Source organism: Pantoea sp. 1B4, from assembly GCF_016925765.1.
Lineage (GTDB): Bacteria > Pseudomonadota > Gammaproteobacteria > Enterobacterales > Enterobacteriaceae > Pantoea > Pantoea agglomerans.
Genome location: NZ_JAEUWZ010000001.1, coordinates 2332704 through 2344840, shown reverse-complemented (window position 1 = coordinate 2344840; position 12137 = coordinate 2332704). Strand labels below are relative to the sequence as shown.

The following is a 12137-nucleotide window of genomic DNA, read 5'->3' as shown; positions in this document are numbered from 1 at the left end:
CTGTGTTAAATCCATTGTGCGCACAACGCCTTTCCGGCAGGATACCGCGCCGCTGGGAAATGAGTGACGCCCTGACGAAGAAAATCGGCCCGCTTTGCCCCGTTCCGGCAGGCGGGTAGCTGGCGATTTCTCTGGGATATCAAATAATAAGTGGAGAGACAGATGAGTGTAAGTACACCTTTGCTGGTGACCTTTTTGGTTTATATTCTTGGGATGGTATTAATCGGGTTTGTAGCTTATCGCTCAACCAAAAACTTTGATGATTACATCCTCGGTGGCCGCAGTCTGGGTAGCGTGGTCACGGCACTCTCTGCCGGTGCATCCGATATGAGCGGCTGGCTGCTGATGGGCTTACCGGGTGCGATCTTCATCTCCGGTATCTCTGAAAGCTGGATTGCGATTGGCCTGACGATCGGTGCCTGGCTGAACTGGAAAATCGTGGCCGGTCGCCTGCGGGTTCAGACTGAACATCACAACAACGCCCTGACGCTGCCGGACTTCTTTACCAGCCGCTTTGAGGACCACAGTAAAATCCTGCGCGTGATCTCCGCCATTGTGATCCTGGTGTTCTTCACCATCTATTGCGCCTCAGGCGTGGTAGCCGGTGCGCGTCTGTTTGAAAGCACCTTTGGTATGAGTTACCAGACCGCTCTGTGGGCGGGTGCAGCGGCGACCATTCTCTATACGCTGGTGGGCGGTTTCCTGGCGGTGAGCTGGACCGATACCGTTCAGGCGAGCCTGATGATTTTTGCGCTGATCCTGACGCCGGTGTTTGTGATTATCGCGGTCGGCGGCTGGTCTGATTCGCTGGCGGTGATTGAAGCGAAGAGCCTGGAAAACCTCGACATGCTGAAGGGACTGAACTTTGTCGCGGTGATCTCCCTGCTCGGCTGGGGCCTGGGCTACTTCGGGCAGCCCCATATTCTGGCGCGCTTTATGGCGGCAGATTCGCATCGTTCAATCCGTACCGCTCGCCGTATCGGTATGACCTGGATGGTGCTCTGTCTGGCCGGTGCCGTGGCGGTGGGCTTCTTCGGTATTGCCTACTTCCAGAACAACCCGACGCTGGCGGTTGGCGTTAACGCCAATGCGGAGCGGGTCTTTATCGAGCTGGCGCGTATCCTGTTCAACCCGTGGATTGCCGGTATTCTGCTGTCAGCGATCCTGGCAGCCGTGATGTCAACGCTGAGCTGTCAGCTGCTGGTCTGCTCCAGCGCCCTTACCGAAGATCTCTACAAAGGCTTACTGCGTAAAAATGCCAGCCAGAAAGAGCTGGTATGGGTAGGGCGTCTGATGGTGCTGCTGGTGGCGCTGATTGCGATCGCGCTGGCGGCTAACCCGGAAAACCGCGTGCTGGGCCTGGTGAGCTACGCCTGGGCGGGCTTCGGTGCGGCGTTTGGTCCGGTAGTACTGTTTGGTGTCTGCTGGAAGCGGATGAACCGCAACGGTGCGCTGGCGGGCATGATCGTCGGTGCGCTGACCGTGCTGGTGTGGAAACAATATGGCTGGCTGGGACTGTATGAAATCATCCCGGGCTTCATTTTCGCCAGCATCGCCATTGTGGTGTTCACGCTGATGGGCCGTGAGCCTTCAGCAGAAGCGCAGCAGCGCTTTGCTGCTGCAGAGGCGGAGTTCCAGACAAAATAAGCGAGGCGTTAATCGCCTGGCCCGTCCCGAAAGGGGCGGGCTTTTTTTGTTACAAAGATAAACCACTCAAAGATGAAATTATCTCCACCGGCAACTTGTTTTTTTCTCAGCGATAATGATAATCGGTATCGTTTACACTTTACCTTATTTTACTGTTTATTGACGCTGCTTAACATTCAAGAGGTTGGCGATGTTTGTTCCTTTTCTCATCATGCTGCGCGAAGGGCTTGAAGCCGCGCTGATAGTCAGCCTGATAGCCAGCTATCTCAAACGCACCCAGCGCACCCAATGGTTTCCCGCGATGTGGGCTGGCGTGTTTATTGCCGCCGGGCTCTGTCTGGGCCTGGGTCTGTTCATCAATGCCACCACCGGTGAGTTCCCGCAGAAAGAGCAGGAGCTGTTTGAGGGCATCGTGGCGCTGATTGCGGTGGTGATCCTCACCTCAATGGTTTTCTGGATGCGCAAAGTCGCCCGCAACATCAGGGTCGAGCTTGAACAGGCTGTCGATCAGGCGCTGCAACGCTCAGGTCGTGGCGGTCTGGCACTGGTGCTGATGGTGTTTCTTGCCGTGGCGCGCGAAGGGCTGGAGTCGGTGTTCTTCCTGCTGGCGGCGTTTACCCAGGATGTCGGTTATGCGCCGCCGATTGGCGCGGTGCTGGGTCTGGCAACCGCGGTCGTGCTGGGCATGCTGCTCTACTGGGGCGGTATCCGTCTTAACATGGCCCATTTCTTCCGCTGGACCAGCGTATTCATCCTGTTTGTCGCCGCGGGTCTGGCAGCGGGCGCCATCCGCGCCTTCCACGAAGCGGGTTTATGGAATCGCTTTCAGGATGTCGCCTTCGATCTCAGCAATACCTTATCGACCCATTCGCTGTTCGGCACCCTGCTGGAAGGGGTGCTGGGTTATCAGGAGACCCCAAGCGTCAGTGAAGTGACCGTTTACTTCGCCTACCTGATCCCGGCTCTGATTCTGTTCTTTATGCCTGCGCGTTCTGCTGCTTCGGCCACTGTGTAATTTGACATTTAACGGGCGCATCTTACGCCTGCAACATGATAGGGAAAGAGAGATGACAATGCGTTTCCGCCGCAAGGCACTGCTGCTTCCTCTGCTGGCGATCTCCGCAACGGCGGCCGCGGCGGTTCCTCAGGTTACCGTAAGCGTCACCGACAAGCAGTGCGAGCCGATGAGCTTAACGGTCAAGGCCGGTAAGACCCAGTTCCTGATTAAAAACAACAGCCAGAAAGCGCTGGAGTGGGAGATCCTCAAAGGCGTGATGGTGGTTGAAGAGCGTGAGAATATCGCGCCGGGCTTCAGTCAGAAACTGACCGCCAATCTGGAGGCGGGCGAATATGAGATGACCTGTGGGCTGCTGAGCAATCCAAAAGGCAAGCTGATTGTGCAGGCAGGTGAGGGTGCGGCGAAAAGTGGCACCTCAGCACGTATGCAACTGGAAGGCCCGATCACCGAATATAAAGCCTATGTGACCGACCAGGTGAACCAGCTGGTGAGCAACACCCAGGCCTTTACTGACGCCGTTAAAGCGGGTGATGTTGAAAAAGCCAAAGCGCTGTTTGCTCCGACCCGTCAGTATTATGAGCGCATTGAGCCGATTGCTGAGCTCTTCTCCGATCTCGACGGCAGCATTGACGCCCGTGAAGATGACTATGAGAAAAAAGCGGCCGATCCTAAGTTCACCGGTTTCCACCGTCTGGAGAAAGCGCTGTTTGCTGATAACAGCACGAAAGGCATGGCGGACTACGCTGAGCAGCTGAATAAAGATGTGAAAGATTTGCAGGTGCGCATCAGCGAACTGGCCTTCCCGCCAGCCAAAGTGGTCGGCGGCGCAGCCGGCCTGATTGAAGAGGTCGCTTCCAGCAAAATTTCCGGTGAAGAAGATCGCTACAGCCGGACTGACCTGTGGGACTTCCAGGCGAACATTGATGGCGCGCAGAAAATCGTTGAGCTGCTGCGACCCATGGTAAGCAAAGCCAATCCTCAGTTGCTGGCCAAGGTTGACGCCAACTTCAAAAAAGTGGATGCGATCCTGAGTAAGTACCGCACCCAAACCGGTTTTGAATCCTATGAGAAACTGACCAGCGCCGACCGTAACGCGCTGAAAGGACCGATCACCGCACTGGCGGAAGATCTTTCATTACTTCGTGGCACCCTGGGTCTGGATTAATCATGAGTCGCAAGGAAGATGACGCGCAGCCTGCGCGTCGTCGGTTACTAAAAGGGCTGGGGCTGCTGGGTGGCGCGGCAGCGCTGGGCGGCGGCTGTCCGTTCCATGCAGCCGCCGCCGACAGCTTTTCGCCGGGGACGGTTACGCCGCAGGCCCGACAGCAGATGCAGCCGTTTTATGGTCAGCATCAGGCGGGTATCACGACGCCACAGCAGGCATCGATGATGCTGGTGGCGTTTGATCTGCTCAGCAGCGATAAAGCGGAGCTGGTGCGTCTGTTCCGGTTGCTGACCCAGCGTATTGCCTTCCTGACCACGGGCGGTCCGGCACCGGTAGTCACCAATCCGCGGTTGCCGCCAATGGATTCCGGTATTCTTGGGGCGACTATCGCGCCTGATAATCTGACGATTACCGTGTCGGTCGGCAATTCACTGTTTGATGAACGCTTTGGTCTGGCGCCGCACAAACCGAAAAAATTGCAGCCGATGACTCGCTTTCCCAATGATTCGCTGGATGCCAGTCAGTGTCATGGCGATCTGCTGTTGCAGTTCTGTGCCAACACCCAGGATACGGTGATTCATGCCCTGCGGGATATCATCAAGCATACGCCTGACCTGCTTGGCGTACGCTGGCGGCGCGAAGGCTTTATCTCCGATCATGCCGCGCGCAGTCAGGGGCAGGAGACCCCGATCAACCTGCTGGGTTTCAAAGATGGCACCGCCAATCCGGATACCCACAACCCTGCTCTGATGAATCAGCTGCTGTGGGTGACCGACGATCAGGACGAACCGGTCTGGGCGCGCAATGGCAGCTATCAGGCTGTACGGTTAATCCGCTTTCACGTCGAAATGTGGGATCGCACGCCGCTGGGCGAGCAACAGACTATCTTTGGTCGCGAGAAATTAAGTGGCGCGCCGCTGGGGATGCAGCATGAGCGCGACGTTCCGGATTACGCCCGTGATCCGGACGGTGAGGTAATTGCGCTGGATGCGCACATCCGTCTTGCCAATCCCCGCACACCAGAGACGGCAAGCAGCCTGATGCTGCGACGCGGCTACAGTTACTCCGCGGGTATCTCTGCATCGGGACAGCTGGAGATGGGGTTGCTATTCGTCTGCTATCAGCACGATCTGGAACGCGGCTTTCTCACGGTGCAGCGGCGCCTGAACGGCGAAGCGCTGGAAGAATATATCCGGCCTTTTGGCGGCGGTTACTTTTTTTGTTTTGCCCGGTGTACCAGACGCCAGCCATTATTTAGCGCAGTCGTTGCTGGAAGCCTGATTAAAATTCAACCACTGTGGGCGTCCCTGTTCTGGTCGCCCACGTTTTACGGTTTTCGTGCTTTGCTGACTGAGGTTAAACTGAGTTTTAGCGGTTGTCTGGCATATATAAAATAAGCTAATTCACTGTAATAAAACGCTTTTACATTTTGCCTTAAAAGAAATACATACACGTGATTAGCAATTCTTTTGCCAGCAGGTAAAATTACTATTGCAAAGGCCCAACAAAATGGTGCACTTTATTAAACAGGCGTAATCGGATGTGTTGATGTATCACACTGGAGTTCGCGCATGGGTCGAGTCTTTAATGGAAAGTCACTGTCAGTAAATAGATTGCGCCTGACCGCGAGGGCAATTCTGCCTCGTTATTTCTTCCTTCCTTCAACCATCTCTTTTGTTTTATCGCATCCTGTTTTATCCGGTGTTCAGCTACGCTATTGCGCTGCTGCATACCCACTATCCTGTCCTGTCATGGCTCAAAAGGAAGCCAACTGAAACCTCTAAAGCGTTCACGTTATCGCAACGGGCCACCGGCCTGACGCAGGAAATGAAACCAACTGAAAGGTGCCACTATGGGAAGACAGAAAGCAGTGATCAAAGCGCGTCGTGAAGCAAGAAGAGTGCTTCGTAGTGACTCAAGAAGTCATCGTCAGCGTGAAGAAGAGTCGGTCACTTCGCTGGTGCATATGAGTGGACTGGATGCCATTGGCATGGCGCGCGATACGCGTGACCGGTTGCCGATTGAAGCCCGTAATGAAGCTCAGGCGCACTATCTTAACGCCATAGAGAGAAAACAGCTGATCTTCGCAACCGGTGAAGCCGGGTGCGGTAAAACCTGGATCAGTGCCGCAAAAGCGGCTGAGGCCCTGATTAATAAGGATATCGACAGGATTATCGTTACGCGCCCGGTACTGCAGGCAGATGAGGATCTGGGATTCCTTCCCGGCGATATTTCTGAGAAATTCGCGCCTTATTTCCGCCCGGTTTATGACATTCTGGTTAAACGTCTTGGCGCATCCTTTATGCAATATTGTCTGCGTCCGGAAATTGCCAAGGTAGAGATTGCACCGTTCGCCTATATGCGTGGTCGCACTTTCGAAAATGCTGTGGTAATTCTGGACGAGGCGCAGAACGTCACCGCCGCGCAGATGAAAATGTTCCTGACCCGACTGGGCGAAAACGTCACGGTCATTGTTAACGGCGATATTACCCAGTGCGACTTGCCCGCTGGGGTGCCTTCCGGTCTCGCAGACGCGCTGGCGCGTTTCGAAGAGGACGAGATGGTTGGCATTGTACGCTTCGGCAAAGAAGATTGTGTGCGTTCTGCGCTGTGTCAGCGCACCCTGCACGCGTATAGCTAGCGTTTGATTGAGTAGAAGTGTAGCGCCCAAACCCGGCTCCGGCCGGGTTTTCTTATTGTGGGTCAGCGGCTGCGCACGTGGTCGTTCCCAGGCGGGAGTTATCACGCTCTCTCAGCGTGAAATATGCAAAAAAAAGAGCCTGAACAAAAGTTCAGGCTCTTCTTTGAAGATGGCGGTGAGAGAGGGGTTCGAACCCTCGATACGTTGCCGTATACACACTTTCCAGGCGTGCTCCTTCAGCCACTCGGACACCTCACCAGATTTACTTCGCTGACCGCGATGGGTCAACGGGGCGGTACTATAGGGAGTCGACTGAAAACGGTCAAGCACTATTTTTCTCTTTTGATCTATTCGCTTAAGCTCTGAACGAATCGATTTACTGCGGCATAAAACCCGCCGTTTTACCGGCCACATCCCGCCATCCTGATGAGCCCGGTCAGGTGAGTTTTATGGCAGCAAATAAACCGGAGCGGCGTTCTCACCCTCGTTACTGGTCAGACGCCGCCCCGACTGATGCCGGAATCAGCTCTTTACTCTGTTAGCGAAACTTTTCCGCAGCTTCTGCAGTTTCGGTGGAATGACCGCCATGCAGTAGCCGTTGCGCTGGCCCGCGCCTTCCCAGTAATCCTGATGATAAGCTTCAGCGGGATACCACTCTTTCAGCGGCTCAATAGTGGTCACCACCGGCACATCATGGTCAGCCTGAGCGCGGGCAATGGCGGCGCGTGCCTCCGCTTCCTGCTCTGCATTGGCCGGGAAAATGGCGGAACGATACTGGGTGCCAATATCATTACCCTGACGGTTAAGCTGGGTCGGATCATGCGTCACAAAGCTGATATCCAGCAGATCGCCAAAGCTGACTTTCTCCGGGTCGAAGCCAATGCGGATCGCTTCTGCATGACCGGTCGCACCGCTGCAGACCTGCTCATAAGTCGGATTAGGACGGGCACCACCGGTATAACCGCTTTCCACCGACTCTACGCCGATCACATCCTTAAATACCGCTTCGGTACACCAGAAACAGCCGCCAGCGATAACTGCGTATTCGATTGCCATAATAATTTACTCCTGTCAGGTCGAAAGAGGTGAATGGGGGCGCGGCAGAGCGCTTTCAACTAGATCAGCATCTCCGGTTTAAAATCGCCGCTCTTATCCAGTATTTTGTCGCTCATCACGCTGAACCGGCCTTCGCCAGTGTAGTGCAGGGTAGTGGGGTATTCCGGCTGCTCGGCAACGTGCGCTTTAACAATCTCAAAAATAAACAGGTTGTAGTTAGCGACCATCGAATCGTCATAAAGCTGACACTCAAAGCTGGCAAAACATTCGGCAATCATCGGCGCGCCAACCACCTGAGCGGGTTCCGGCGTCAGGCCAAAGGCCTCAAACTTATCAATGCTGTCGCCGTGGCTGTTGCCGATTGCCACAACTTCATCAATCAGCGAGGCAGAAGGAATGTTCAGCACGCACTGACCGCTGTTGCGGATCAGCTCATGGCTGTGGTTCATACCGGCAATCATGCAGCCGACCAGTGACGGAGAAAACTCCAGCACCGTGTGCCAGCCGAGCGTCATGATGTCATGTTGATCTTTGTACTGCGAACTGAGCAGCAGCACCGGTCCGGGCTCAAGGTATTTGCGGGCTTTGCTGACCGGAAAAGCATATTTGTGCATGCGTTGGCTCATGGCGTAACTCCTGTAACGGAACGTAGCCATTAAGTGTAGAGCACCGGGCGGATGCAGCAGGCGTGTCAGCGGGCAGAAATGCGAGGTTGATGGCGGCGTCTGGCAGCGCAGACATTTTTAGCGGCAGTGTCGCGAGCTTAAGGTTTCCTTAATATGCAATCGCGATACTGCCTGCTTTAACTGAGGATGATGCTATGAAAACTGCTCCTGTTGCCCTGTCTGTGACTGCTCCGCGTCCGATGAGTGAATATGCTGCACTGCTGATTGCCGCAGCCACGGTCGTTCTGTTCCTCTCCGCCTGGTTCAGCGCTTAAAACTTCACCACGGCACGACAACCGCTTCGGTCGCGGCGGTTCTCTAAGAAAAACTGAAACCGGTGTAACTGGACGATGCGGCTGACGATGCTCAGCCCGAGTCCGATACCGCCGTAGCGGCTGTCCATCCGGATAAACGCTTTACTCAGCTCGCCACTTTTACTCTCATCAATTCCCGGGCCCTGATCTTCCACCACCAGCATCGGCTGAGGAGCTAACACCAGCTGCACACTGATGGTGCTGTTATCCGGGCTGTAGCGATAGGCGTTCTCGACCAGGTTACGCAGCAACATCTTCAGCAGCGTGGCATCACCACGCACAAACTGCTCCTGCGGCAGATCGAGCACCAGCGTCTGTTGATGCGCCTCCAGCATAATACTCAGCTCTGCCTCCATTGGCAGGATCACATCTTCAATCAGCCCCACGTTCTGATAGGTGCCAGAGGTAAAAGACTGCCCGGCGCGCGCCAGATTCAGCAGCTGCGACACGCTGTGCGTCATCTGATCCAGGCGCTGCACCAGCGGCTGAACTTTGACATCGCTGTTACGTTCGATTAACTCCAGATGCAGCCGCAATCCCGCCAGCGGCGTGCGCAGCTCATGTGCCACGTCGGCGGTGAACAGCCGTTCGCGCTCCAGACTGCTGTTCAGACGCGCGACCAGCTGGTTTATCGCCTGCGTCACCGCATCGATCTCCTGAACCTGACTGTGGCAGGCGACGGGATCAAGATTCTCTTCGCTGCGACTCTCCAGTTCACGCTGCAGCTGATAAAGCGGCCGGGTAATCCACTTCACCGCCTGATAGCAGAGCAGCAGCGTCAGGGTAATCATCACCAGACTTGGCACCGCCAGGCTGGCTACCGCTTCATGCACTTCACGCTTAACGTGACTGTCCATGTTGCGCTTCTGCAGCTGCGCTTCCACCAGAAACTGAATCTGCTCTTTGCTCTCATGCCACAGCCAGACCACGCTGATCACCTGGAAAACCAGCAGGATCAGACCGATGGTCAGGATGAGACGAAAGCGCATACTGCGATGATCGAAACGTCTTATCATGTTGCCTCACGAACGCCATCCTGCGTCACCAGCGCATAGCCAAAACCGCGCACGGTGCGGATAGCGCTTTTGCCGATTTTGTCGCGCAGATTATGGATATGCACTTCCAGGGTATTAGTAGAAGGCTCGGTCTCCCAGTTATAGATATCCTGGTAGAGAATTTCACGGTGAACCGGATTCCCGGCCTTGAGCATCAGCCGTGACAGAATCGCAAACTCTTTGGGTGTCAGATCCAGCAGTACGTCGCTGAGCGTAATCTGGCGATGGGTCATATCCAGCGCCAGCGCACCCACTCTGACATGACTGTCGCCCTGATTGACGTGGCGGCGAATCAGGGCGCGGATACGCGCCAGCAACTCATCCAGCGAGAACGGTTTGATAAGATAGTCGTCCGCGCCTGCGTCGAGTCCGGCAATGCGTTCGCTGATGGTGTCGCGTGCGGTCAGGATCAGCACCGGCGTCATCTTCTTCTGCCGCCGCAGTCGTATCAGAAAATGCAGTCCATCTTCATCCGGCAGGCCAAGATCCAGCACCACCAGGCTATACAGGCCGCTGGCGAAATGCGCTTCAGCATCCCGCACCCGCGTAACGCCATCACAGACGTAGCCTTCGCCTTCCAGCGCCAGCATCAGACCCTGCAGCAACAGGGCATCATCTTCAACAATCAGTATCTTCATTAAGGTTGGCTCCGACACGACGTCAAAATATCATCCGCAGGCACATATTCGTGGGTCGCGGTGCCGGTTAATCCCAGCATGGTTGAAAACAGATTATCCTGAGAAAAATCGTCTGTCGCCGCCAGTTTATTCAGACAGCCGCGATTAACCGCATAACGTTTCTGATAATCATCGGAGAGCCAGATCAGCAACGGCACATGTTTCTGGGTGTCCGGCGCGATAGCATAGGGCAGGCCATGCAGGTAAGCACCATTTTCACCCAGCGATTCGCCGTGGTCAGACAGATAGACCAGGCTGGTGGTGAAGCGGTCCTGATGTGCACGCAGTACGTTAATGGCTTTATCGACGATGTGATCCACATTGACCAGCGTATTGTCATAGGTGTTGATCAACTGTTGTTGCGAACAGTCCTGGATCTGGTTGGTGTCGCAGGTCGGTTCAAACTGACGAAACTGTGGCGGATAGCGATGGCTGTAGGTCGGGCCATGACTGCCAATGGTGTGCAGCACAATCACCGCGTTGCCTTTTAACTGACCAATGTACTCATCCAGACCGTGGAACAGCACGTCGTCGTAGCACTCACCATCAATACACATGCCGGGCAGGTTCAGGCTGGTCATGTCCTGATGCGGAACGCGGTCGCAGGCCCCTTTACAGCCCCCATCGTTCTCATTCCACAACACGCTGATCCCGGCGCGCTGAATAATATCCAGCAATCCCTCCTGATGGGCGGCCAGCACATCATCATAGTGGGCGCGCGGCATGTTGGAGAACATGCAGGGCACGGAAACCGCCGTCGCCGTTCCGCACGAGGTGGTGTGCGGGAAATAGATCACATCATCTTTCGCCAGCAAGGGATTGGTCAAACGACTGTAACCGCCCAGCGAGAAATTTTGCGCACGCGAGGTTTCGCCCAGCACCAGAATCGTCAGGTTAGGTTTGCCACTGCTGCGGCTGGGCTGCAGGTGCGCATCTTCACCGATGCGTATCAGCGGCGCGTTCTGTAACTGCTCATGCTTATACCATGAGAGCGTCGCCGCGATGCTGTTAGAGGGGCTCAGCGCTTTTACCAGCTCGCGGTTGTTACGGAACAGCGAGGCGTAATCTTTATAGAAGAGCAGGGCGATCAGCACAATCAGCGCTGCTGACAGCAATACGCTGAGCAGTCGCGCCAGCACGCCGCGCCACTGCTGCTTTTTGATTCGCGGCCAGAACAGCAGCAACGCCATCAGCACGCCCGAGGTGAGCAGGGTTACGAGCAGCTGTGGCGTAATCAGCGCAAAGGATTCCGAGGCGGTGGTATCCATCATGTTGGTGATCATTGAGCGATCGACCACGATGTTATAGGTGTGAATAAAGAACTGTGCCGAGGCGGAGAGCAGAATAAACAGCGAGGCCAGCAGCCGATCCAGCCAGATAAACGAGGCCAGCGTAATCACGATATTGATTACGCTAAAGGCGACCAGCGGCATCGATAAAAAAGACCAGCGTGGTGTGCAGGTCGTTCAGTGGCATCACTGCCAGGACCTGACGGTAATAGGCAACGTTAAGGAAAACCGCGATGTAAACCGCAGCCAGAATCAGCAACGTAAGGCGGCTAATCAGCGGCCTCTTCAGGGTAAACGCCATGTGAGCAGGAACCAGAGTAATAAAAGTGTCACGAGAATGCGCTTTCAATATTAGGAATACCTTAAGAAGCTTAAGGTTTGAGGAGTGCCGACTCTGCCGGGTGCGATACGTGCGTGACTCCAGTCAGCAGCGGATCGTGTCTGGCCTGATCATCGGAAGCGAAGCAGAATTGAATGGCGCTTTTATGCTGACTTAACCGCAGCGGCTGGCATGAAACCTGCATCTTTCTGGCATAACCCCTGTTAATGACTACACTTACTGTGAAGATGTTCTCAGTTAGCCAGTATTGTCAGCAATGCGCTTGCAAGT

Annotated in this window: 8 protein-coding genes, 1 tRNA gene and 2 pseudogenes; 5 read left to right on the top strand and 6 right to left on the bottom strand. The window is 55.1% G+C overall.

Annotated features, from left to right (window positions below; all coding sequences use genetic code 11):
- Positions 1-162: 162 nt before the first annotated feature.
- The 5 genes and pseudogenes from putP to phoH all read left to right on the top strand — a co-directional run bounded on the left by putP (position 163) and on the right by phoH (position 6471).
- Entirely contained in the window at positions 163-1647 is a 1485-nt protein-coding gene (gene putP / locus JNO11_RS11460; RefSeq protein ID WP_010670826.1) for a sodium/proline symporter PutP, read from the top strand.
- A 190-nt stretch (positions 1648-1837) separates the two neighbouring features.
- Positions 1838-2662, top strand: a complete 825-nt coding sequence (efeU, locus tag JNO11_RS11455) for an iron uptake transporter permease EfeU (protein WP_031593440.1) — start codon at positions 1838-1840, stop codon at positions 2660-2662.
- Between the two features lie 52 nt (positions 2663-2714).
- The gene (efeO, locus tag JNO11_RS11450; RefSeq protein WP_010258498.1) at positions 2715-3830 is read left to right on the top strand and encodes an iron uptake system protein EfeO; all 1116 of its coding nucleotides are present in this window, start codon (positions 2715-2717) and stop codon (positions 3828-3830) included.
- Between the two features lie 2 nt (positions 3831-3832).
- Positions 3833-5111: pseudogene (efeB, locus tag JNO11_RS11445) on the top strand (iron uptake transporter deferrochelatase/peroxidase subunit).
- A gap of 571 nt (positions 5112-5682) precedes the next feature.
- Positions 5683-6471 carry a phosphate starvation-inducible protein PhoH gene (phoH, locus tag JNO11_RS11440; protein ID WP_010258505.1) on the top strand — a complete coding sequence of 263 codons (789 nt, stop codon included), beginning with the start codon at positions 5683-5685 and terminating at the stop codon, positions 6469-6471.
- 170 nt (positions 6472-6641) lie between these two features.
- Here the strand turns inward: phoH and JNO11_RS11435 are convergent.
- The 6 genes and pseudogenes from JNO11_RS11435 to eptA form a co-directional block, all read right to left on the bottom strand.
- Positions 6642-6729: transfer RNA gene (locus JNO11_RS11435), tRNA-Ser, on the bottom strand.
- Positions 6730-6993: 264 nt separating this feature from the next.
- Positions 6994-7527 (bottom strand): peptide-methionine (S)-S-oxide reductase MsrA, encoded by a 534-nt coding sequence (gene msrA, locus JNO11_RS11430; RefSeq protein ID WP_031594591.1) that lies wholly within the window; start codon positions 7525-7527, stop codon positions 6994-6996.
- 59 nt (positions 7528-7586) lie between these two features.
- The gene (locus JNO11_RS11425; RefSeq protein ID WP_022625495.1) at positions 7587-8153 is read right to left on the bottom strand and encodes a flavin reductase family protein; all 567 of its coding nucleotides are present in this window, start codon (positions 8151-8153) and stop codon (positions 7587-7589) included.
- 310 nt (positions 8154-8463) lie between these two features.
- Positions 8464-9522: a two-component system sensor histidine kinase PmrB gene (pmrB, locus tag JNO11_RS11420; protein ID WP_033772020.1), complete on the bottom strand. Its 1059-nt coding sequence runs from the start codon at positions 9520-9522 to the stop codon at positions 8464-8466.
- Positions 9519-10199: a two-component system response regulator PmrA gene (gene pmrA / locus JNO11_RS11415; RefSeq protein ID WP_010670822.1), complete on the bottom strand. Its 681-nt coding sequence runs from the start codon at positions 10197-10199 to the stop codon at positions 9519-9521. Before pmrA ends, pmrB begins: the two co-directional genes overlap by 4 nt.
- Positions 10199-11828: pseudogene (eptA, locus tag JNO11_RS11410) on the bottom strand (phosphoethanolamine transferase EptA). Before eptA ends, pmrA begins: the two are co-directional and overlap by 1 nt.
- Positions 11829-12137: the final 309 nt, after the last annotated feature.